The following is a 22,611-nucleotide window of genomic DNA, read 5'->3' on the forward strand; positions in this document are numbered from 1 at the left end:
GGAATGACGGTCACTTGACGGCGCTTTCCTCCCGCGGCACCTCATGATGCGGATGCTTCCGCAACCTCCGCCCCATCCTCCCCATCCAGTGCTCCGCATCGTCCACATAAGTGAACACCGCCGGCACCACCAGCAAGCTCAGTAAGGTCGAAGTAATCAAGCCGCCGATCACCGCCACCGCCATCGGCGAGCGGAAGCTCGGGTCGCCGGAGAAGCCCAGGGCCAGCGGCAGCATGCCGGCGCCCATGGCGATGGTGGTCATGACGATCGGGCGCGAGCGCTTGTGGCAGGCGTCCACCAGGGCGTCGAAGCGGTTCATGCCGGCTTTCCTCGCCAGGATCGCGTAGTCGACCAGCAGGATCGAGTTCTTGGTCACGATCCCCATCAGCATGATCAGGCCGATCATGGTCGGCATCGACAGCGCATTCCGCGTCAGCAGCAGCGCGACGAAGGCGCCGCCGATCGACAGCGGCAGCGCCGCCAGGATGGTCACCGGCTGCAGGAAGTCGGTAAACAGCAGCACCAGTACGCCGTAGATGCACAGCACGCCGATGATCATCGCCAGGCCGAAGCTGGCAAACAAGGCCTGCATCTCCTGGGCGTCGCCCAGTTCCGCGATCTGCACCGAGGCGGGCAGGTTCTTGAGGGCCGGCAGGGCGCGCGCTTCCTCGTTCACTTCGCCCAGCGAGCGGCCGTTCAGCTCCACTTCCAGCGTCACGTTGCGGCTGCGGTTCAGGCGGTCGATCTGGGCCGGGCCGCTCTCCATGGTGATTTCCGCCACGTTCGCCAGCAGCACCGGGCCGTTCTTGCCCGGCACCGTCAGGCGCCCGATGGCGTCGAGGTCGGCGCGCACCGCGTCCGGCAGCTTCACGCGGATCGGCACCTGGCGCTCGGACACGTTCATCTTCGCCAGCACCTGGTCGTAGTCGCCGGCGGTGGCCACGCGCACGGTTTCGCCGATGCTGGCCGCAGTCACGCCGAGGTCGGCGGCGCGCGCGAAGTCGGGGCGCACGATGATCTCCGGCCGCACCAGCGAGGCGCTGGAGCTGACGTTGCCGACGCCGTGCAGGGTGCGCAGCTGGCGCTCGGCTTCGCGGGCGACGGCGGTCAGGGCCACCGGATCTTCGCTGCGCAGCACCAGCTGCATCTTGACGCCGGTGTCGGGCGGTCCTACCGTGAAGCGGGCGCCGGGGATGTCGGCCAGCTTTGCGCGAAGGCTCGATTCGATGGCGGCCAGCGATTCCTTGCGGTCGCTGCGGTGTACGGTGGTGAGGGTCAGCACGGCGCGCCGCGCTTCGGCCGCGCCGCCAGGGGCGAAAGCGTCGCCGCTGGAGCCGCCGCCGATGGAGCTGAACACGCCCTTTACCTGCGGGACCTGCAGCGCGGCCTGGCGCACGCGCTCGGCCACCAGGCGCGTCTCCGCCAGCGTCGAGCCGGGCGGCAGTTCGACGTTGATCTGGGTCTGGGCGCGGTCGGCGGCCGGCACGAAGCCGGTCGGCAGCAGCGGCACCAGCGAGATCGAGCCGACGAAGAACAAGGCCGCCGCCAGCATGGTGAGGCCGCGGTGGCGCAGGCACCACTGCATGATGTGCATGTAGCGCCGCATGACCGGGCCGTCCTTTTCCTCACCGTGTTTGGCCGGCTTCAGGAAATAGGCCGCCATCATCGGCGTCAGCAGGCGCGCCACCAGCAGCGAGGCCAGGATGGCCAGCACCGCGGTCCAGCCGAACTGCTTGAAAAATTTGCCGGGGATGCCGCTCATGAAGGCGGTCGGCAGGAACACCGCCACCAGCGAGAACGTGGTCGCGATCACCGCCATGCCGATTTCGTCGGCCGCTTCCAGCGCGGCCTGCATCGGCGTCTTGCCCATTTTGAGGTGGCGCGAGATGTTTTCGATCTCGACGATCGCATCGTCCACCAGCACGCCCACCACCAGGGCCAGCGAGAGCAAGGTCACCATGTTCAGCGTGTAGCCGAACAGGTACTGGCCGAGAAAGGCCGGGATCACCGACAGCGGCAGGGCGGCGGCGGCGACCAGGGTGGCGCGCCAGTCGCGCAGGAACCAGAACACCACCAGCACGGCCAGGATCGCGCCCTCGTACAGCATCTCCATCGAGGCCTTGAAGTTTTCCGTGACCGGTTCGGCGTTGTCGATCACTTCGCGCAGCACTACGTTGCCATGCCTGGCCTGCAGCTCGCGAATGGCGGCGCGGGCGCCCTCGGCGACCTCGGTCTCGCCGGCGCCGCGGGTGCGGAAGACTTCGAAGCCGACCACGCTGCGGCCATTCTGCTCGGCCAGTGCGCGCGGCTCGGCCACCGTGTCCTCGACCTTCGCGATTTCGTCCAGTCGCACGTGGCGGCCGTCCGGCAGCGGAATCTCCATGCGCGCCAGCTCCTGCGCCGTCTGTACGGTGGCGAGGGTGCGCACCGACTGCTCGGCGCCGCTGACGTCGCCGCGTCCGCCCGGCTCCTCGCGCTGCACGTTGCGCAGCTGGCGCGAGACGTCCAGCGCGGACACCCGCAGCGCCGCCATGCGGGCGTCGTCGAGCTCGACCCGCACTTCGCGAGTCACGCCGCCGACGCGCTTGACCGCGCCCACGCCCGGCACGCTGAGCAGGCGCTTGGATACCGTGTTGTCGACGAACCAGCTGAGGTCCGGCGCATCCAGCGCCGGCTTGCCGTTGGCCTGTGCCGCCTCGGCGGTGAAGGTCAGGATCACGCGGCCGGCGGTCGCGACCTTGGTCACGCTGGGGTCGCGCATCTCGGCCGGCAGGTCGGCGCGCACGCGCGCCACCGCGTCGCGCACGTCGTTGACGGCGTCTGACAAGTCCTTCTCGAGCACGAATTCGACGGTGATGGTGGCGACGCCGTCCAGCACCTTGGTATAGATGTTCTTGATGCCTTGCAGGGTCGCGACCGAGTCCTCGATCTTGCGCGCGACCTCGGTTTCCAGCTGGGCCGGCGCGGCGCCGTCCAGGGTGGCGGTGACGGTCACGATGGGCAGTTCGATGTCCGGGAAATCCTGCACCTTGTTGGCCCGGAAGGCCAGGATGCCGGCCAGCGTGAGCAGGGCGAACAGCATGATCGCCGGGATCGGGTTGCGGATCGAGAGGGCCGAGAAATTCATGCCTGCCCCTTCAGCGCTTGGCCACGGCGGTCGGCGCCGCCGGCGCGGACGGCACCGCAGCTGGCACGTTCCGCACCAGATCGCCATCGTTCAGGAAGCCGGCGCCGCTGGTCACCACCAGTGCATCCGCCGGCAGGCCGGCCACGATTTCGACGCGGTCGCCGAGGCGGCGGCCGGTGGTCACCTTGACCTGGCTGACGTGATTGTCCTGGTTCAGGCGGAACACATAAGAGAAGCCGTCGCGCACGACGACGGCCTGCTGCGGCACGGTCAGCGCGCCCGACTCGCCAAGCGTGAATGCGCCGCCAGCGAACATTCCGGCCTTGAGCGGGGCGTTCGACGAAAGACTCGGCGGCAGGTCGACATAGACCAGGGCGACGCGGCTTTGCGGGTCGACGGTCGGAGCCACGGTGCGCACCGTGCCCTTGATGGTGGCGCCGCTGGCGGCCTTGACCTCGGCCTTCAGGCCCGGCTTCATGCGCGGCAGCTCGGCGGCGGTGACCTCGGCGCGCCATTCCAGGCGGCCCTGGCGGATCATGCGGAACAGCTCCGTGCCCACGCCCGCGACCGCGCCCACGGTGGCATTGCGCGCCGAGATGATGCCGCTGTCGGGCGCCACCACCTGCGTGTACTTCAGGCGCAGCTGCTGCTGCGACAGGCTGGCGCGCGCAGCCGCCACCCGCGCCGCGGCGGTGCGCTCGGCGGTGATGTACTGGGTGACCTGCTGCTCGCTCATGGCGCCCGAGCTTTTCAGTGCGCGGGCGCGCTGGGCGTCGGCCTGGGCGGCTGCCGCATTCGCCTCGGCTTCCTGCAGCGCGGCGCGGCCCTGGGCCAGGTCGGCGTTGACGACGTCGGCATCGAACACGGCCAGCACCTCGCCCTTCTTGACGATGTCGCCGACATTGACGCGCACTTCGCGCAGGCGCAGGCCGTTCGATTCGCTGCCGATGACGGCTTCCTGCCAGGCGGCGACGTTGCCGTTGGCGTTCAGGCGCAGCGGCAGGCGCGCGGTGCTTGGCCGCGCCGTGGTCACGGTGAGGGCCGGGCGCGGGGCGGCCGCCTTCTTGTCGTCGGCGGCGCGGCTGGTGGCATAGGCGCCGGCCAGGGCTGCGAGCACGGCGAGCGGGATCAGGATGTGGGGGCGGGGGCGGGTCATCATCCTGCGAGTGTAACAAAAATGCATGCTTTGCTGCCGCCTCGTATGTACGAATCCGGCTTTACAAATCTTTACGCCTGAAAACGCAACCTGCCTACTACACTGTATCTTATGCTTGTGTGCGATATCCCATCGGAGCGTCCGTTCATGACCAAGCGCCTTCTCCTTGCTCTCCTTGCCGCGGCGTCGGCCGCCGCACCCGTGCTGCATGCCGCGCCTCTGCCTGCCGACCAGCAGGCGGTGCACGTGCTGAACCGCCTTGCCTTCGGGCCGCGCCCCGGCGACGTCGAACGGGTCCAGCGCATGGGCGTGCAGCGCTACATCGACGAGCAGCTGCATCCCGAGACCATTCCCATGCCGGCCGAATTGAACGCGCGCCTGGACGCGCTGGAGACGGTCAAGCGCAGCGCCGGCACGGCCCTCGGCGACTACATCGAGCTGCGCAAGCAAGTGCGCAACGAAGAGGAGGGCGCCAAACAGCGGCGCCGCATCGAGCAGGGCCGCGCCACGCGCGAAGAAGCCGAAGCGCGCCTGGTGCGCGCGGTCGAGAGCCCGCGCCAGCTCGAAGAGGTGATGGTCGACTTCTGGTACAACCATTTCAATGTCTTCGCCGGCAAGGGCGTCGACCGCGCGCTGGTTGCCAGTTACGAGCGCGACGCCATCCGCCCGTATGTGCTGGGTTCCTTCCGCGAACTGCTGGGCGCCACCGCCAGGCACCCGGCGATGCTGTTCTACCTCGACAACGTCAAAGGGAAAGCCCAAGGCCTGAACGAGAACTACGCGCGCGAGCTGATGGAACTGCACACGCTGGGCGTGGACGGCGGCTACAGCCAGCGCGACGTGACCGAGCTGGCGCGCATGCTGACCGGCTGGACTTTCGACCAGCGCCGCCTGGTGCGCCTGAACGAGACCTTCCGCTTCGACGCCGGCCGCCATGACAAGGGGACCAAGACCTGGCTCGGCCACGAGATCGCGCCGTCCGGCCAGGCCGAGGGCGAGTATGCGCTCGACGTGCTGGCCACGCACCCGGCCACCGCGCGCCACCTCAGCTTCCAGCTGGCCCAGTACTTCGTCAGCGATGCGCCTCCGCCGGCGCTGGTCGAGCGCATGGCCCAGGCCTGGCTGGCCAGCCAGGGCGACATCCGCACGGTGCTGAAGACGATGTTCTCCAGCGCCGAGTTCATGGATGACGCCGCGCTAGGGGCCAAGTTCAAGACGCCTTACCAGTTCGTGGTGTCGGCCGCGCGCGCCAGCAGCGCACCGCTGGCGAACGTCGGCCCGCTGGTGAACACCATGAGCCAGCTCGGCATGCCGCTGTACGGCTGCCAGACCCCGGACGGCTACAAGAACACCCAGGAGGCCTGGCTCAACCCTGACGCGCTGACCCGCCGCATCGCCTTCGCGACCTCGCTGGCCCAGGGCCGGCTGCCGCTGGCGACCAGGCCGGTGCTCGCACCGCCGCCGGCGCCGATGATGCAGAACCTGGCCGGCAGCGATGCCTCGCCGGCGATGTTCATGCCGCCGCCACGAACGCCGCCCGCGCCGCCGGTGCCGGTCGATCCGGCGCGCCTGCAGGCCACGCTGGCCGGTGCGCTGTCGCCCGCGACCCTGGACACCATCGCAAGGCATCCCGACAACCTGCGCGCGGCCATGGTGCTCGGCAGCCCGGACTTCATGCAGCATTGAGCACGCTTCGAGGAGACAAGCATGAAACGCAGGAACTTCCTGAACACGCTGGCGCTGGGCGCCGGCATCGTGCTGCCGCTGGGCCCTCACGCCTGGGCCGCGACCGGGACCGGCGAGAGCCCGACCCGCAAGAAGCTGGTGGTGGTGATGCTGCGCGGCGCGGTGGACGGTTTGAACGTGGTGGCGCCGGTGGGCGACGAGAACTATCTGCGCCTGCGCCCCGGCATCGGCCTGGCCAGCCCCGGCATGGAGAACGGCGCGCTGGACCTGGACGGCTACTTCGGCCTGCACCCGGCGCTGGCCAGCCTGCAGCCGCTATGGCAGCAGAAGAAGCTGGCCTTCGTGCACGCCAGCGGCTCGCCCGACGGCACCCGCTCGCACTTCGACGCCCAGGACTATATGGAATCGGCAACGCCGGGCCGCAAGAACACGCCGGACGGCTGGATGAACCGCCTGGTCGCGACCCTGCCGGGCACCACCACGCCGAGCCGCCTGCTGGGCATCGGGCCGGTCATGCCGCGCATCCTGGCCGGCCAGGCGGCGGCCGTGAACCTGCCGAACGTCGCCTCGGGCACCCGTGCCGACATCCTCGACCGCCCGGCGATCGGCGCCGCCTTCGACCAGCTGTACGCGAACCACCCGCGCTTCGGCCGCGCCTACGACGATGGCCGCAAGGCGCACCGCGAAGTGATGATGGCCGCCGCCGAGACCCCGCAGATGCAGGCTGCCGACCGCGGCGCGCCGCTGCCCAATGGCTTCCCGGACGATGCGGCGCGCCTGGCCACCCTGATGCGCAACGACCCGAAGATCCAGATGGCCTTCGTCGCGCTGGGCGGCTGGGACACCCACGTCGGCCAGGGCGCCGGCACCGGCCAGCTGGCGAATCGACTGGCGCCGCTGGGGCAGGGCCTGGCGGTGCTGGCCGAGCGCCTCGGTACTTTGTTCGACGATACCGTCATCGTGGTGATGTCGGAGTTCGGCCGCACCGCGCGCGAGAACGGCACTGGCGGCACCGATCACGGCCACGGCAATGCGATGTGGGTACTGGGCGGGAAGGTCAACGGCGGCCGCGTCTACGGCGACTGGCAAGGGCTGGAAGACGCGGCGCTGAACGAAGGGCGGGATTTGCCGGTCACAACCGATTTCCGTTCGGTGCTGGCGCAGGTAGCCGAACGACATTTACTTTTGAGTGACAGGCAGCTGGGACAGGTGTTTCCCGCAATGCCGCAAAAGGGGCCCTCGTTCAAGGTGGTGTGATGAGAATGTAGGAGCCATCCCACTCTGGAGCGAGGCGTAGAAGCTATCGTAGTTCTACTGTATTGCGCTGCACAATAAACGGCGCTATAGTGGAATTGTCTCCTCCAGTTTTCTCCGAAATCTGGATTCCGCCCGCTCCGCAAGGTAGCGGGCTTTTTTTTTATTCGCTGGTCGTTCCCGCGAAAGCGGGAACCCATTCTGAATAACAGAATTCAGTAACTCGGAAATACCTCGGCTGCTCCAGGAATACTGGCTTCTGATGCTCAGTATGGATTCCCGCTTTCGCGGGAATGACGGTTATGACGCGTCGTCGCCCTGGAACGCGCCCGCGCGCCAGGTCAACACCAGCGTATCCCGGTGCCCATGCTCCCCCAGCGGCTGGATCGGCGTCGATTCATGGATCACAGCGGCGTCGTCGAGCAGCAGCATGGTCCAGGGTTCGAGCATCGTGAAGCGCTGTCCCTTCGGGCCATCGGCTTCGAACACGCGGGTCTCGCCGCCCTTGATGCCCTCGCGCCCGATCAGGATCACGGCCACGAAGTCGACGCCGTCGCGGTGCGCGCCTTCCGGCGTCGGACGGCCGATGCCGTCGGCGGTGTCGATGCGGAACTGGTGCGCCTCGACATACCAGGGCTGCGGACCCTTCACCGCGGTGCAGACCGCGCCCAGTGCGCGCAGCAGGCGGTTCCAGGCCGGCTGGTCGCTGGTGGCCGCTTCGATCGGCACGAACAGGCGGTGCATGCCGCCGTGCAGGGCGTTGTACTCGACCGGCTGCCAGTGCGCGCGGTGCGGGCTCTGGACCAGCGCCGAGCCGTCGTCGACGAAGCAGGAGTGGCGCCGGCGCCGGTAGCGGCCGCCGTCCTTCAGGTAGTTGTCGAGTTCCAGGCGGTCCCAGCTCGGCGCCAGGGCCTGCAGATCGTCGAGGGAGCAGCCGGCGAGGCTGGCCACGTCTTGCGGACGCAGCAGGGCATAGCCGTCCGTGCGCAGCGCATCGACGATGCGCGACGGGTCGGAATAGGGTGGTTGCGAGGTAGTCATCCCGCTAGCGTAGCAGGTTTTCGTCACCAGTTCTTGATGAGGGTAAGGCGGAACGAGCGCGATTCGAGCGGGTGGAAGTGGACGTCCTCATGGGGCTCAAGCTCCCCCTTCAGCTGCGAGGCATAGTAGTAGTCGATGCTCGAGACGCGCTTGTTGGCCAGGTTGAAGCCCTCCAGCTCCAGCCGCAGGTCTTTCGCGATGCGGTAGCCGATGCGGCCGTTCAAGGTGGTGCTGGCATGCGAGCGCACGCTGTTGTCCTCGACCAGCGGGCGCGGGCCGAAGTAGCGCAGGCGCAGCGCGCCTTCCCAGGCGCCGTTCTTGCCGAGCTGGCTGGCGGTGATGGCCAGCTGGCCCACGCCTTCCACCGCGCCGGGAATATGCGCCTGGCCGGCCTCCACCTCGCGCGAGCGGGCATGCGCGAAGGCGGCGTCGAAGTCGATCGACAGCCACTTCACCGGCTTGTAATAGTTCGAGAACTCGATGCCGATGCGGCGGCTGGGCGAGCCGGCCTCGGTGTTGCCGGCGTCGCCGACATAGGTCAGCTCGGAGTCGAAATCCAGGCGGTACAGCGAGAGCGCGGTTTGATTCCTGGGAATCGCTTCCGTGCGCAGGCCGATCTCCATGCCGCGCGAGCGCACCAGCGGCTCGACGCTGGTGACGGCGCCCCGGGCGTCGTTGCTGTGGAAGCCCTGGCCATAATTCAGATACAGCTCGCTGCTCTTCCAGGGGCCGAACACCAGGTTCAGCGAAGGGCTGAGCAGGGTGTCGATGGCGCTGGCCGAAGCGCTGGTCAGGCTGTTCTGCACGCGGAAACGGTAGCCGTCGGCGCGCAGGCCGACGATGCTGCGGAAGGAGTCGCCCCAGCGCGTGGCGCTCTCGATCCAGGCCGCGCGGCTGGTCTCGACCACGTGGTCCTGGCGGGTGATGGAAAGCAGCTGCCGCGCCTGGGTGTGCAGCAGGCCGTTGAAGATATTGTCGTTCTGGGCCTGCAGGCCGACGCTGAGGTCGGACGTCACCGTGTCGCCGCGATGCGCGTGCCAGGTGTGCTGGGCGTTGACGCCGCCGGTGACGCGGCGGTCCGGCTGGGCGAACTGGTCGCCGTGCACCGGGTCGTCCATGAAGTAGGTGAAGTTCGACCACAGGTCCAGCTGGTTGCGGATGATGTAGGCGTTCAGCTTCGTGGCCGAATCGGCCGTGGTCTGGCGCCACACGCCGGACAGGCTGTAGCGGCGCGCTTCGCCGCCATCGGTATCGTCGACCAGGCCGAAGCGGCCGATGCGCCCGTCATCCACCGCCCGCTCGGGGATCTGGTCGGTGGAATTCCAGCGGCCGTGGTAGGCCATCGCCGTCACGCTCCAGCCGTTGTTGGCATAGCCGCGGCTGTAGCGCAGCACGCCGTTCACCTTCTGGTAATCGTCCGGGCGGGTGAACGGGCCGTCGTTGTGCAGTAGTTCCAGCGCATAGGTGAGGGCGCCCCCTAGCGCATCCTTCGAAGCCGCCAGCGCCGTGCGCGCATAGCCGTTCTGGCCCACGCTCAGGGTCGCGACGTCGCGCACCAGGCGGTTCGCATAGGTGATCGAAGCGCTGCCGGCCGAGGCGAAGTCGCCCTCGCGCGCCGAGTACGGGCCCTTGCGGTAGTCGAGGCGGGCGGTCAGTTCCGGGATCAGGAAGTTCAGGTCGGTCCAGCCCTGGCCATGGGCGTGCGAGCGCTGGTTGACCGGCATGTCGTCGACATAGGTGGCGAGATCGGTGCCGTGGTCGAGGTTGAAGCCGCGCAGGTAGAACTGGTTGGCCTTGCCTTCGCCGCTGTGCTGGCTGGCGATCAGGCCGGGCGCCGCTTCCAGCAGCTCGCCGGGACGGTAGATGGTGCGCATCTCCAGTTCTTTCTGGCTGACGCTGCCGGCATTCGCGGAGTCGGCGATGCCGAGCTGGCTGGCGCGCGCGCCCTCGACCAGCACGCGCTGGATCACCGGGTCGTCGGCGTGGGCGAGGGTGTGGGCAAATAGCGCGGCCAGCGCGCAGGGCAGGACTCGGAGACGCATAAGGGCTTAATGAACGTTGAATTCGGACTGGCTGCTGCTGAAGCCGAAGGTGCGCAGGCTGCCCGCCACCGTCAGGTTCACGGTGTTGAGCTGGTCCGGCATGAAGTCGGTCAGCACCGCGTCGTGGATGATCTCGACTTTCGCGGCCGGCGTCTGCGGCGCTTCCTGGTAGATGGTGACGCTCTGGGCGTCGGCCGTCATGCCGACCCAGTTCAGCGGCAGGCGGCGCTTGTCCTTGTCCGCCAGCCAGAACTGCTTTTCCACGTACTTGCGGAACACGGCCTGGTCGTCCGGATCGGACAGGTCGAACTGGCGCTGGTACAGATTGGTCAGCAGCGCCTCGACGTCGTGCGCCATGTAGGTGTGCACGACTTCAGTGCTGCCGCTCCGCTCGTTGTAGCTGATGTCGGTGATCCCGGCGTGGAAGTTATGGGCCAGCAGCGGCGCCGGCGCCAGCGCGCAGGCGCCGGCCAGAGCGGCGGCGGCTGCACACTGTGCGATGAAGCGTTTCAGTTTCATTCTACTTTTCTGCCTGCCTCGATGGACTGCTCCTGGGCCTTCACGGCTTCCTTGCTGTCCTTCTTCGGCTCTTTCGTCTTCAGCTTTTCGCTGTAGTCTTTCATCATGTCATCCGATGGGCGCTGGCTCTTGAACAGTTCCAGGCGCGATTGCGCCGGCTTGCGCGGCCAGGCATTGTCGCTCTGGTCGACGTCGGCGGTCTCCCAGTACGGGTCCTGCACCAGGCTGCTCATCGGTTCGTCGGTGATGATCAGTTTCGTGATCTTCTTCGGGTTGTAGCGCCAGACTTCGGCCGGCACGCGCTCGATGGTCTTCTTGCCGCTGGCCAGGGTGATCTCCAGGATCAGCGGCGTCACCAGCCCGCCCTTGTTGCTGAAGTCGACCAGGTAGAGATGCTTGCCTTCTTTCAGCAGCGCCTTTTCCCAATCCTCCAGGCCTTCCACGGTCTCATTGTACTTGTTGCGGTCCTTGTTGGTGACCGTGAACTCGTCGTGTTCGTTGTAGAAGTCCTTCAGTTCCGGATGCGAATCCAGGCGGCGCGGCAGCGTGCCCTTGTTGCGCTGGTCGGTGATCGAGACCGGCTGCGCATCCTTCTGGGCGCGCTTCCAGGCTTTTTCAAGTTCCGGATCCTTGGTACCGACGGTGTACTCGCTGATGCCGTCCACGCTCACATCGACGTGGTCGGTGGTGTAGAACCAGCCGCGCCAGAACCAGTCGAGGTCCGTGCCGGAGGCATCTTCCATGGTGCGGAAGAAGTCGGCCGGGGTCGGGCGCTTGAACTTCCAGCGCTGCGCGTATTCCTTGAACGCGAAGTCGAACAGTTCGCGGCCCAGCACCGTCTCGCGCAGCACGTTCAGTGCGGTAGCCGGCTTGGCGTAGGCATTGTTGCCGCGCTGGGTGACCGATTCGGAGCCGGTCATGATCGGCACCTGGTTGCGGCTCTTCATGTAGTCGGTGATGTTGCGCGCTTCACCGCGGCGGGCCGGGTAGTTCTCTTCCCACGCGGTCTCGGCCAGGAATTCCATGAAGGAGTTGAGGCCCTCGTCCATCCAGGTCCACTGGCGCTCGTCCGAGTTGACGATCATCGGGAAGTAGTTGTGGCCGACCTCGTGGATGATCACGCTGATCAGGCCATACTTGGTGCTGCGCGACCAGGTCAGCTCGCCGGTCTTCTTGTCCTTGGTCGGGCGGCCGCCGTTGAAGGAGATCATCGGGTACTCCATGCCGCCCACCGGACCGTTCACGGAAATCGCGACCGGGTAGGGATAGTCGAAGGAATACTTGTTGTACTGGTCGATGGTGTGGATGATGGCCTGGGTCGAATACTTCTCCCACAGCGGATTGCCTTCCTTCGGGTAGTAGGACATCGCCAGCACGTCGGTCTCGCCCTTCTTGAAGCCCTGCGCATCCCAGATGAACTTGCGGCTGGTGGCCCAGGCGAAGTCGCGCACGTTTTTAGCCTTGAAGCGCCAGGTCTTGGTCGTCGTGGCGCGGCCTTTTTCGCGCGCTTCAGCCTCAAGCTGGCTGGCGATGACGACCGGCTGCTTCGCGGTGCGGGCCTGCTTCAGGCGATCGCGCTGGGCGGCGCTGAGGACGTCGCCTTCGTTCTGCAGTTCGCCGGTGGCGGCCACGATATGGTCGGACGGCACCGTGATCTCGACGTCGTAGTCGCCGAATTCCAGCGTGAATTCGCCGTCGCCGCGGTACTGCGTGTTCTGCCAGCCGTGGGCGTCGTAATAGGCGGCCATGCGCGGGTAGAACTGGGCGATCTCGAACAGGTCGTTCTTGTCCTCCTTGGTTTTCTCATCCACGAAGCGCTCGAAGCCCATGCGGCGGCCCAGCACATTCGTCTCCGGCACATTGAAGGACCACGCCATGTTGAAGGACACGCGCGCGCCCGGCTTGAGCGGCTGCTCGAGGTCGATGCGCATCATGGTCTTGTTGATCACGTAGCGCAGCGGCTTGCCGTCGGTACCGGTGACGCTGGCGACCTTGAAGCCGCCGTCGAACTTGCGGCTCTCGACCAGGAAGCGCGCCGCCTCGTACTGCAATCCGGTCTGGCCGCCGGCGCCGGCCGTGCGCCATGCCTCGCGCGACGGGTAGCTCGAGATCATGCGGTTGTCCGAGTCGGCGCGGAACATGTTCTGGTCCAGCTGGACCCACAGGTAGTTCAGGGTGTCCGGCGAGTTGTTGTGGTAGGTGACGGTCTCGCTGCCGGTGATCGCGCGCTTCGCTTCGTCCAGCTGGGCGCGGATCTTGTAATCGGCGCGCTGCTGCCAGTAGGCGTGGCCCGGCGCGCCCGAGGCGGTGCGGGTATCGGTGGGCGTCGGCAGCAGCTCGTCGAGCTGGCGGAACTTGTCGTCGAATTGCTGGGCGAAGGCGGTGCCGGTGATCGAGGCGATCAGGGTCAGAGTAGCGAGATGTTTCATGTTCGTAGGGTGGACACCATGTGCCCACCATGTGCGTTGAATTACGGTTATTTGGCTTACTTGGCGATCGGCTTTTCTTCGTCCTTGGCCTTGTCGTCCTTGGTCTTCAACTTCTCATTGAAGTCCTTCATCATGTCGTCACCACCGCCACGCTGGGACTTGAACAGTTCGAGGCGCGTCGGCGTCGCCTTGCGCGGCCAGGCGTTGTCGCTCTGGTCGGTGTCGGCGGTTTCCCAGTACGGGTCTTCGACCAGGCTGGTCATCGGCTCGTCGGTGATGATCAGCTTCGTGACCTTCTTCGGGTTGTAGCGCCAGATTTCGGCCGGCACGCGCTCGACATACTTCTTGCCGCTGGCGAGGGTGATCTCCAGGATCAGCGGCGTCACCAGGCCGCCCTTGTTGCTGAAGTCGACCAGGTAGAGGTGCTTGCCTTCCTTGAGCAGCGCCTTTTCCCAATCCTCCAGGCCTTCGACGGCTTCCTGGTACTTGTTGCGGTCCTTGTTGGTAACCGTGAATTCGTCGTGCTCGTTGTAGAAGTCCTTCAGCTCGGGGTGCGAATCGAGGCGGCGCGGCAGGGTGCCCTTGTTGCGCTGGTCGGTGATCGAGACCGGCTGCGCATCCTTCTGGGCGCGCTTCCAGGCCTTCTCGATTTCCGGATCGCGGCTAGAGACGGTGTACTCGCTGATGCCGTCGATGCTCACGTCCACATAGTCGGTGGTGTAGAACCAGCCGCGCCAGAACCAGTCGAGGTCCGTGCCCGAGGCATCTTCCATGGTGCGGAAGAAGTCGGCCGGGGTCGGGCGCTTGAACTTCCAGCGGCGTGCGTATTCGCGGAAGGCGAAGTCGAACAGTTCGCGGCCCAGCACCGTCTCGCGCAGCACGTTCAGCGCGGTGGCCGGCTTGGCATAGGCATTGTTGAGGAACTGGACGATCGATTCCGAGTTGGTCATGATCGGCACCTGGTTCTGGCTCTTCATGTAGCTCGCGATCAGGCGCGACTCGCCCCACTGGACCGGGAATTTCTCTTCCCAGGCTTCCTCGGCCAGGAATTCGAGGAAGCTGTTCAGGCCCTCGTCCATCCAGGTCCACTGGCGCTCGTCCGAGTTGACGACCATCGGGAAGTAGTTGTGGCCGACCTCGTGGATCACCACGCCGATCAGGCCGTACTTGGTGCTCTTCGAGTAGCTGATTTCGCCGGTCTTCTTGTCCTTGCTCGGACGCGGGCCGTTAAACGAGATCATCGGGTATTCCATGCCGCCGCCGACGTCGAAGTTGACGGAGATGGCGACCGGGTAGGGATAGTCGAAGGAGTACTTGCTGTACTGGTCGAGGGTGTGCACCACGGCCTGGGTCGAGTACTTGCCCCACAGCGGATTGCCTTCCTTCGGATAGAAGGACATCGCCAGTGCGTCGGTACCGTCCTTCTTGTAGCCTTGCGCATCCCAGATGAACTTGCGGCTCGAGGCGAAGGCGAAGTCGCGTACGTTCTTCGCGCGGAAGCGCCAGGTCTTGCTCGTCTCGGCGTGGGTCTTTTCCTTGGCTTCCGCTTCGGCCTGGGTCACGATCAGCACCGGCTGTTTGGCGGTGCGGGCCTGATCGAGGCGCTGGCGCTGGGCCGCGCTGAGCACGTCGCCCGGATTCTGCAGCTCGCCGGTGGCGGCCACGATGTGGTCGGCCGGGACGGTCAGCTCGACGTCGTAGTCGCCGAATTCCAGCGTGAACTCGCCGGCGCCGAGGAACTGCTTGTGCTGCCAGCCGTGGGCGTCATAGTAGGCGGCCATGCGCGGGAACCACTGGGCGATCGCGAACAGCTCGTTCTTGTCGTCGAAGCCTTCGTAGCCCGAGCGGCCGTGCACGATCTTCTGGTTGTTGATGTTGTAGTGCCAGTCGACCGAGAAGGACAGCTTGGCGCCCGGCTTCATCGCCTGCGGTAGGTCGATGCGCATCATGGTGCCGTTGATGACGTAGTGGAGCGGCGCGCCGCCGGCATCCTTCACCGCCGTGATGTTGAAGCCGCCGTCGAACAGGCGCGATTCCAGCATGGTGCGCATGCCGTCGAACTTCACGCCCGTCTCCGGGGTCGCCCGGGCCCAGGCCTCGCGCGAAACCACCGTCGCCGAGGTGCGCGCGTTCGAGTTCGGCTTGAACAGGTTCTGGTCCAGTTGCAGCCACAGGTAGTTCAGCGTGTCCGGCGAGTTGTTGTGGTAGGTGACGGTCTCGTTGCCGGTGATGGCGTGCCTGGCTTCGTCCAGCTTTGCACGGATCTTGTAGTCGGCGCGCTGCTGCCAGTAGGCGTGGCCCGGCGCGCCCGAGGCGGTGCGGGTGTCGGTGGGCGTGGGCAGCAGCTCGTCGAGCTGGCGGAATTTGTCGTCGAATTGCTGGGCGAAGGCAGTGCCGGTAACGGTGGCGATCAGGGCGAGGGCAGCGAGGCTGGCGGGCAGGCGCTTGAGGTTCATGGTGTCGTTATATTTATATGTATGTTTTTGCGGTCCAAAACGGAGGATGGGCACGCCGTGTTCCACGCGTGACGCCGGCATCATGCTGACGTCCGCGTGGGCACGGGGTGCCCACCCTACGGTGCTTCTTATTTGCTTGCTGCTGCGGCGCCCTGGTCTGCGGCTGCCTTCACTTCCGGCTTGGCGTCCTTGGCGCCCTTGTCGTCTTTCGACTCCTTGGACTCCTTGGTCTTCAGCTTCTCGTTATAGTCCTTCATCATGTCCTCGCCGCCACCGCGCTGGGACTTGAACAGTTCCAGGCGCGACGGGGTTGCCTTGCGCGGCCAGGCGTTGTCGCTCTGGTCGGTGTCGGCGGTTTCCCAGTACGGGTCCTGCACCAGGCTGGTCATCGGCTCGTCGGTGATGATCAGTTTCGTGATCTTCTTCGGGTTGTAGCGCCACACTTCGGCCGGCACGCGCTCGATGTACTTCTTGCCGCTGGCCAGGGTGATCTCCAGCACCAGCGGGGTCACCAGGCCGCCCTTGTTCGTGAAGTCGACCAGGTACAGGTGCTTGCCTTCCTTCAGCAGCGCCTTTTCCCAGTCTTCCAGTCCTTCGACGGCTTCGTTGTACTTATTGCGGTCCTTGTTGGTGACCGTGAACTCGTCGTGCTCGTTGTAGAAGTCCTTCAGTTCCGGATGCGAGTCCAGGCGGCGCGGCAGGGTGCCCTTGTTGCGCTGGTCGGTGATCGAGACCGGCTGCTCGTCGTGGCGTGCACGCTTCCAGGCCTTTTCGATTTCCGGATCCTTGGTACCGACGGTGTATTCGCTGATGCCGTCCACGCTCACGTCGACGTGGTCGGTGGTATAGAACCAGCCGCGCCAGAACCAGTCGAGGTCCGTGCCCGAAGCGTCTTCCATGGTGCGGAAGAAGTCCGACGGGGTCGGGCGCTTGAACTTCCAGCGGCGTGCGTATTCGCGGAACGCGAAGTCAAACAGTTCGCGGCCCAGCACCGTTTCACGCAGCACGTTCAGGGCGGCGGTCGGCTTGGCGTAGGAGTTCGGTCCCAGCGCCGAGATGGACTCGGAGTTGGTCATGATCGGCTGCTGGTTGGCGCTCTTCATGTAGTCCACGATCGAACGCGGCTCGCCGCGCGACTGCGGATAGTTCTCTTCCCATGCCTGCTCGGCCAGGTACTGCACGAAGCTGTTGATGCCTTCGTCCATCCAGGTCCACTGGCGCTCGTCCGAGTTGACGATCATCGGGAAGTAGTTGTGGCCCACTTCGTGGATCACGACGCCGATCAGGCCGTACTTGGTGCGCTTCGAATAAGTCAGCTCGCCGGTCTTCTTGTCCTTGGTCGGACGCGGGCCGTTAAACGAGATCATCGGGTATTCCATGCCGCCCACCGGGCCGTTCACGGAAATCGCGACCGGGTACGGGTAGTCGAAGGAGTACTTGTTGTACTGGTCGATGGTGTGGATGATGGCCTGGGTCGAATACTTCTCCCACAGCGGATTGCCTTCCTTCGGGTAGTAGGACATCGCCATCACATTGGTCGCGTCCTTCTTGAAGCCCTGGGCGTCCCAGATGAACTTGCGGGACGAGGCCCAGGCGAAGTCGCGCACGTTCTTCGCGCGGAAGCGCCAGGTCTTGCTGCCGCTGGCGCGGGTCTTTTCCTTGGCTTCCGCTTCGGCCTGGGTCACGATGACCACCGGCTGCTTCGCGGTGCGGGCCTGCTCGAGGCGCTGGCGCTGGGCCGCGCTCAGCACGTCGCCCGGATTCTGCAGCTCGCCGGTGGAGGCAACGATGTGGTCGGCCGGGACGGTCACGGCCACGTCGTAGTCGCCGAACTCCAGCGTGAATTCGCCGGTGCCCAGGAACTGCTTGTGCTGCCAGCCCATCACGTCGTAGTAGGCCGCCATGCGCGGGAACCACTGGGCGACTTCGAACAGGTCGTTCTTGTCGTCGAATTTCTCGTAGCCCGAGCGGCCGCCGAGCACCTTCTGCTCGTTGATGTTGTAGCTCCACTCGATCGCAAAGGAGACCTTGGCGCCGGACTTGAGCGGCTGCGGCAGGTCGATGCGCATCATCGTGCGGTTGATGACGTAGTGGAGCGGGGCGCCGCTGCCGTCCTTGACCGACTTGATGTTGAAGCCGCCGTCGAAAGTACGGGCGGTCATCATGGACTGCATCTGGTCGAACTTCATGCCGTCGTCCGGGCCGCGCGGCTTGTCCCAGGCGTCGCGCGAGCGGACGGTGGCGCCGGTGCGCGAATCCGAATTCGGCTTGTAGATGTTCTGGTCGAGCTGGACCCACAGGTAGGTCAGCGTGTCAGGGGAATTGTTGTGATACGTGATCGTCTCGGCGCCACTGATCGAACGGTTCGCCTCGTCCAGCGTGGCGCGGATCGAATAATCGGCGCGCTGCTGCCAGTAGGCGTGACCCGGCGCGCCGGAGGCGGTGCGGATCGTGGTCGGGGTGGGGAGAAGTTCGTCGAGCTGGCGGAATTTGTCGTCGAAAGGTTCCGCTGCAATTGCTGACATGGTGAGGCATAGAGCCGCCAAGCCGATCGGCAAACGTATCATATTTACCCTGCTTTAGAGGTTGAAAGAAAGAAAATATTCTAGTCTTCCCTCTAAAGCAATTGTTCGCTTGATTTGTAACAAGCTTGTTACAAAGCATCAAAACGCGTGACTGTGGCGTTTTGGGTACTCTTGTATAGGCAGGCTTCAGGCGCCGGTACTATGCACCCCGTCGATGAAGCCGTGGATGAAGTCGCTGGACCCGGCCCCGAACCAGAGCAGCAGGGCAGCGCCGAGCAGCAGGTTGCGGTTCGCGCCGCGGAATCCCGCAACGAGAAGAATGAATCCGAGGACTTGGATGACCAGTGAGATGACGGCCATGGCTGCCTCCATATGCATGAGTTGACGATAATTTATTATAGGCAAACCTAATATATCGATGTCAACTATTGGCAAAGCTCATGCATGTTGCGCCGTGTTTGCCACGGCGCGCAAATAGAGGGTGGCAAGGGCGATCAGAATGCCGAGCAACACCAGCACCGTGTTCATTTCCAGTTTCACCTGCAGCGCCATCGCATAGCTGGCCGTCATCGCCAGGATGGCCAGGTTCTCATTGAAATTCTGCACCGCGATCGATTGCCCGGCGCTCATCAGGCTGTGGCCGCGGTGCTGCAAAATCGCGTTCATCGGTACCACGAACAGGCCGGCCAGCATGCCGATCGCCAGCAGCAGGGGCAGAGCGACCTGCACCGTGTGCACGAACACCATCGCGCACAGGGCGACGCCCAGCACGATCCCGACCGGCATCACCGACATCGAGCGCACCAGCGGCACCGTCTTGCCGGCGATCGCTGCGCCGATCACGACCCCGAGCGCGAACACGCCCTGCAGCGCCGCCGCCTTGTCCAGGCCGAGACCGAGCGCCGACTGGGCCCAGGCCAGCAGCAGGATCTGCAGCACCATGCCGGCGCCCCAGAACAGCGAGGTGACGCCCAGCGAGACGCGGCCCTCGCGGTCGCGCCACAGGGTCGAATTGCAGCGGTAGAAGTCCAGCAGCAGCGAGGGCAGGGAACGGCGCGCCTTCGCATAGCGCGTGCCGGCGTTCACCACGCACAGGTTCAGCACCCCGGCGATGAAATAGGTCAGCACGATCACGGCCACCGCCGCGCGCAGCGGCGTCCCGGCCATGCCGGGATAAGCGGGCGCCATCTTCAGCAGCCAGGCGATGGTGTGCTGGTTGGCGGAAATGAGCCCGCCGAGGATGGTGCCGAGGATCATCGCGACCACGGTGGTCCCTTCGATCCAGCCATTGGCCGCCACCAGGCGCCGGGCCGGCAGGACTTCGGCGAGGATCCCGTATTTGGCCGGCGAATAGGCCGAAGCGCCGAAGCCGACGATGCCATAGGCGAGCAGGGGATTGGCCTTGGCCAGGATCAGCGAGCAGCCGAACATCTTGATCGTGTTCGTCACCAGCATCACGCGGCCCTTCGGAAACATGTCGGCAAAGGCGCCGGCGAACGGGGCCAGCAGGATGTACGAGAGCACGAAGCCCATCTTCAGCATCGGCGTCATCCATTCCGGGAAAGCCAGGGTCGTCACCAGCGACACGCACAGGATGAACAGCGCGCTGTCGGCGAGCGAGGAAAAGAACTGGGCCCCAACGATGGCGAAGAAGGCGGGTTTCATGGGCGCGGGCGGGTGATCGGTCTGACCTTATATCACAGCCTTAACGGGCTCCGGTTTCGCTTGGATCATGCGTGCCGCATATAAAAGAATTGGTCATTGAAACAATGTGTGAGATTTACCTTATGACAATAGTTTTATACTCAGGGAATTAATCCTTACCGCATGGTCCGTAGTCGAGGCAAAGCATGGATTCGTTCACACTCGTCGTGGCTTCCGCGCTGGTGGCAGGCATCATGGCCGCCAGCATGCTGCTCCTGTACCGTGCCAGCTCGCGCCAGCGCTGCCTGCTCGACTGGTCGCTGAGCGGCCTGTGCTTCCTGGCGAGTAATCTCATCGGCGCGGTGGCCCTGAAATACCGGCTCGACACCGTGCTCGCGCCGGCCGTCGCCAACATGTTCTACATCGCCGGGCATGCCGGCATCCTGGTCGGCGTGCGCCGCCACCTGTTCCTGCGGCCGCGCTACGATCTTGCGGGCCTGCTGGCGCTGGCCGTGCTGTGCGTGCACGCCCTGCCGTACACGCAGGGTTCGGTCCTGCACCGCCTGTTCCTGTTCACGCCCGTGGTGGTCGGCATCAACCTGGGCGTCGTCTGGCTGCTGCGGCGCCAGCCCGACGACGGCGTCAAACGGGCCTACCTGCCGCTGATGGCGCTGGAATTGCTGTTCGCGGCCCAGATGGCGTTGCGCTTGATTTTAGAGTTCATGGGCAGCCAGTTCCTGCAGACCTCCGGCTCGCTGTTCGTGCTGGTGTTCCTGTCGGTGTCGACCATGGCCTGCGCGCTGATCGTCACCCACCAGCAGGAACTGGCCTTGCGCCGCGCCTCGCTGACCGACGTCCTGACCGGCTGGCTGAACCGCCGCGCCCTGCACGACATCGCCAGGCGCGAATTCCGCCGCTGCCGGCGCAACGCCACGCCGCTGTTCTTCATCACCTTCGACATCGACCACTTCAAGTCCATCAACGACCGCTACGGCCACAGCGTCGGCGACGCCGCGATCTGCCACGTGACCACGCTGGCGGCGCGCGCCCTGCGCGGCTACGACGCTATGTTCCGCATCGGCGGCGAAGAATTCGCGGTCGTGGTCGGCGGCGGCGCCCTGGCGGACGTGCAGGGCATCGCACAGCGCCTGCGCGAGCTGGTGGCGAATACGCCGCTGCTGGCGCAAGGCCTTTCCGTGCCGATGACGGTCAGCGTTGGCGTGGCCGCGGCACGGGACGCCGACGCGCAATGGGAAGATGTGCTCAAGCGCGCCGACGAGGCCATGTACCACGCCAAACAGCACGGCCGCGACCGCGTGAGCGTACATGGAATCGACCTGGCGGAGCAGAAGAAAGCCGTACGCTTGCACGCGGTAGTGAACTGACGCCTGGCGGGTGCGGGTCTGGCGGCTTACTTCATCCAGACCGCGTAGTTGGTGCCCGAGGTCTGCAGGGTCCAGCCGGCGCCCGGGCTCCAGCTGTTCGGGCCGATCTTCATCGCCAGCTGGTGCGTGCTGCCGGTGACGATGGCCGCATACAGCCCCTGGGCCGCCTGCTGGATCGCCACCGCCGAGGTCGAGTTCACGCCGGCAGCCTTGCGCGCCTTCATCAGCGCCGCGATCTGCGTCTTCAGGTTCCAGTTGTAGATGTGCGGGTAGAACACGGTCGGGATGCCCGGGTGGCTGAGGATGTAGGCGTAGCCCTCCATCACCTTGCCGCACGGGGCGGGCCACAGGTTCTGGCCGCTGCCGCAGCTTTCGGCCGGGCCGGTGTCGTGGTTGTCGACGAAGGTCACCGACATCGCCGGCCACCAGCCGATCGCGCCTTGCGGCTTGCCGTCGGTGGCCTTCAGGCGCCAGTAATTGCCGTTCGCGAGGGCGTCGTTGAGGATGCCCTTGGTGGTGAAGTCGAAGGCGCCGCAGCTGTTGCTGGTGGCGTTAATCCAGTTCATGATCGCCTGGCGGTTGGCGTCGATGTTGTTGATGTCGAAGTTCGGCCACAGCTCGCCCACGCAGAACTCGGCGCCGAAGGCGTTCGCGTACTGGCCCACGTAATTGGCGCCGAAACCCTTTACGTAATCGAAGCGCAGGCCGGAAAAGCCGACCGGCTTCAGGGTGTAGTTCAGCCAGTTGACGATGCCGTTCTGGACTTCGCCGACGTTCGTGTGCGCGATATCGCGGCCGCCGCTGAAACCGTCGCCGGTATCGCCCGCGCCCAGGCCGCAGTTGCACTCGTCGTTGTTGACGATGGTGTAGGTGGTCCAGTTCGGATTCGTGAAATCGGACCAGCCGGTGGTGCCGACGCGGTGGTTGACGACCACGTCGGCGATCGCCTTCACGCCCTTGCTCTTGAAGGCGCTGATCACATTGGTCAGCTCGGCCATGCTGCCGTAGCTGGAATCGAGCTTGTTCAACTGGCGCGGCAGATAGCCTTCGCGCGCCGCCGAATCCGAGGGCGGCGGGAACCACACATGGGTAAAGCCCATCGTGCTCAGGTCGCCCACATTGGCCATCAGGGTGTTGTACCAGTCCGGGCCGGCATAGGCCGCCGAGTTCCAGTGGAAGCCTTGCAGCAGGATGGCGTTGCTGCCGCCCGCCTGCTGGGCCGGGGTGGCGGCGCCGGCCTGGGCGGCGCCCAGCAGCATGCCTGCGGCCAGGGCGGCCGCGATCGCGTTTTTCATTGTTCTCCTCCGTTGTCGTACGTATTGGTTTAGGTACTTTTACTACGGACCG

At 65.5% G+C, this 22,611-nt stretch carries 14 protein-coding genes; 3 read left to right on the plus strand and 11 right to left on the minus strand.

Going from position 1 to position 22,611, the window contains the following annotated elements; all coding sequences use genetic code 11:
• Window positions 1-10: 10 nt before the first annotated feature.
• The gene (locus LQV39_RS01255) at window positions 11-3,127 is read right to left on the minus strand and encodes an efflux RND transporter permease subunit (protein ID WP_230019804.1); all 3,117 of its coding nucleotides are present in this window, start codon (window positions 3,125-3,127) and stop codon (window positions 11-13) included.
• Between the two features lie 10 nt (window positions 3,128-3,137).
• Window positions 3,138-4,283, minus strand: coding sequence for an efflux RND transporter periplasmic adaptor subunit (locus LQV39_RS01260; protein WP_374199395.1), 1,146 nt, complete (start codon window positions 4,281-4,283; stop codon window positions 3,138-3,140).
• Between the two features lie 147 nt (window positions 4,284-4,430).
• On the opposite strand from LQV39_RS01260, the gene LQV39_RS01265 reads away from it, so the two are divergent.
• Together LQV39_RS01265 and LQV39_RS01270 are read left to right on the plus strand one after the other, a co-directional pair.
• The gene (locus LQV39_RS01265) at window positions 4,431-5,969 is read left to right on the plus strand and encodes a DUF1800 domain-containing protein (RefSeq protein WP_230019806.1); all 1,539 of its coding nucleotides are present in this window, start codon (window positions 4,431-4,433) and stop codon (window positions 5,967-5,969) included.
• Window positions 5,970-5,990: 21 nt separating this feature from the next.
• Entirely contained in the window at window positions 5,991-7,226 is a 1,236-nt protein-coding gene (locus LQV39_RS01270; RefSeq protein WP_230019807.1) for a DUF1501 domain-containing protein, read from the plus strand.
• Between the two features lie 297 nt (window positions 7,227-7,523).
• Here the strand turns inward: LQV39_RS01270 and LQV39_RS01275 are convergent, their stop codons facing one another.
• The 8 genes from LQV39_RS01275 to lplT form a co-directional block, all read right to left on the minus strand.
• On the minus strand, window positions 7,524-8,264 hold the full coding sequence (locus LQV39_RS01275) for a 2OG-Fe dioxygenase family protein (protein ID WP_230019808.1): 741 nt from the start codon (window positions 8,262-8,264) through the stop codon (window positions 7,524-7,526).
• A gap of 23 nt (window positions 8,265-8,287) precedes the next feature.
• Window positions 8,288-10,306: a TonB-dependent receptor gene (locus tag LQV39_RS01280; RefSeq protein ID WP_230019809.1), complete on the minus strand. Its 2,019-nt coding sequence runs from the start codon at window positions 10,304-10,306 to the stop codon at window positions 8,288-8,290.
• A 6-nt stretch (window positions 10,307-10,312) separates the two neighbouring features.
• Window positions 10,313-10,825 (minus strand): DUF6702 family protein, encoded by a 513-nt coding sequence (locus LQV39_RS01285; RefSeq protein ID WP_230019810.1) that lies wholly within the window; start codon window positions 10,823-10,825, stop codon window positions 10,313-10,315.
• The gene (locus LQV39_RS01290; RefSeq protein WP_230019811.1) at window positions 10,822-13,254 is read right to left on the minus strand and encodes a M1 family metallopeptidase; all 2,433 of its coding nucleotides are present in this window, start codon (window positions 13,252-13,254) and stop codon (window positions 10,822-10,824) included. Before LQV39_RS01290 ends, LQV39_RS01285 begins: the two co-directional genes overlap by 4 nt.
• 56 nt (window positions 13,255-13,310) lie before the next feature.
• The gene (locus LQV39_RS01295; protein ID WP_230019812.1) at window positions 13,311-15,710 is read right to left on the minus strand and encodes a M1 family metallopeptidase; all 2,400 of its coding nucleotides are present in this window, start codon (window positions 15,708-15,710) and stop codon (window positions 13,311-13,313) included.
• 128 nt (window positions 15,711-15,838) lie between these two features.
• On the minus strand, window positions 15,839-18,235 hold the full coding sequence (locus tag LQV39_RS01300) for a M1 family metallopeptidase (RefSeq protein ID WP_230019813.1): 2,397 nt from the start codon (window positions 18,233-18,235) through the stop codon (window positions 15,839-15,841).
• A gap of 186 nt (window positions 18,236-18,421) precedes the next feature.
• Entirely contained in the window at window positions 18,422-18,595 is a 174-nt protein-coding gene (locus LQV39_RS01305; RefSeq protein WP_230019814.1) for a hypothetical protein, read from the minus strand.
• Window positions 18,596-18,673: 78 nt separating this feature from the next.
• Window positions 18,674-19,900, minus strand: a complete 1,227-nt coding sequence (lplT, locus tag LQV39_RS01310) for a lysophospholipid transporter LplT (protein WP_230019815.1) — start codon at window positions 19,898-19,900, stop codon at window positions 18,674-18,676.
• A gap of 185 nt (window positions 19,901-20,085) precedes the next feature.
• On the opposite strand from lplT, the gene LQV39_RS01315 reads away from it, so the two are divergent.
• Window positions 20,086-21,264, plus strand: a complete 1,179-nt coding sequence (locus LQV39_RS01315) for a diguanylate cyclase (protein WP_230019816.1) — start codon at window positions 20,086-20,088, stop codon at window positions 21,262-21,264.
• 26 nt (window positions 21,265-21,290) lie between these two features.
• On the opposite strand, the gene LQV39_RS01320 is transcribed toward LQV39_RS01315, so the two are convergent.
• Window positions 21,291-22,559: a glucan 1,4-alpha-maltotetraohydrolase domain-containing protein gene (locus LQV39_RS01320; protein ID WP_230019817.1), complete on the minus strand. Its 1,269-nt coding sequence runs from the start codon at window positions 22,557-22,559 to the stop codon at window positions 21,291-21,293.
• Window positions 22,560-22,611 lie beyond the last annotated feature (52 nt).

The sequence above is a fragment of the Massilia sp. Bi118 genome (assembly GCF_918697865.1).
GTDB lineage: Bacteria > Pseudomonadota > Gammaproteobacteria > Burkholderiales > Burkholderiaceae_D > Telluria.

Bases quoted from the DNA above. Each gene is read 5' to 3' on its own strand.
- LQV39_RS01255 (WP_230019804.1), bottom strand. From the start codon at position 3,127: ATGAATTTCTCGGCCCTCTCGATCCGCAACCCGATCCCGGCGATCATG.
- LQV39_RS01260 (WP_374199395.1), bottom strand. From the start codon at position 4,283: ATGACCCGCCCCCGCCCCCACATCCTGATCCCGCTCGCCGTGCTCGCA.
- LQV39_RS01265 (WP_230019806.1), top strand. From the start codon at position 4,431: ATGACCAAGCGCCTTCTCCTTGCTCTCCTTGCCGCGGCGTCGGCCGCC.
- LQV39_RS01270 (WP_230019807.1), top strand. From the start codon at position 5,991: ATGAAACGCAGGAACTTCCTGAACACGCTGGCGCTGGGCGCCGGCATC.
- LQV39_RS01275 (WP_230019808.1), bottom strand. From the start codon at position 8,264: ATGACTACCTCGCAACCACCCTATTCCGACCCGTCGCGCATCGTCGAT.
- LQV39_RS01280 (WP_230019809.1), bottom strand. From the start codon at position 10,306: ATGCGTCTCCGAGTCCTGCCCTGCGCGCTGGCCGCGCTATTTGCCCAC.
- LQV39_RS01285 (WP_230019810.1), bottom strand. From the start codon at position 10,825: ATGAAACTGAAACGCTTCATCGCACAGTGTGCAGCCGCCGCCGCTCTG.
- LQV39_RS01290 (WP_230019811.1), bottom strand. From the start codon at position 13,254: ATGAAACATCTCGCTACTCTGACCCTGATCGCCTCGATCACCGGCACC.
- LQV39_RS01295 (WP_230019812.1), bottom strand. From the start codon at position 15,710: ATGAACCTCAAGCGCCTGCCCGCCAGCCTCGCTGCCCTCGCCCTGATC.
- LQV39_RS01300 (WP_230019813.1), bottom strand. From the start codon at position 18,235: ATGTCAGCAATTGCAGCGGAACCTTTCGACGACAAATTCCGCCAGCTC.
- LQV39_RS01305 (WP_230019814.1), bottom strand. From the start codon at position 18,595: ATGGCCGTCATCTCACTGGTCATCCAAGTCCTCGGATTCATTCTTCTC.
- lplT (WP_230019815.1), bottom strand. From the start codon at position 19,900: ATGAAACCCGCCTTCTTCGCCATCGTTGGGGCCCAGTTCTTTTCCTCG.
- LQV39_RS01315 (WP_230019816.1), top strand. From the start codon at position 20,086: ATGGATTCGTTCACACTCGTCGTGGCTTCCGCGCTGGTGGCAGGCATC.
- LQV39_RS01320 (WP_230019817.1), bottom strand. From the start codon at position 22,559: ATGAAAAACGCGATCGCGGCCGCCCTGGCCGCAGGCATGCTGCTGGGC.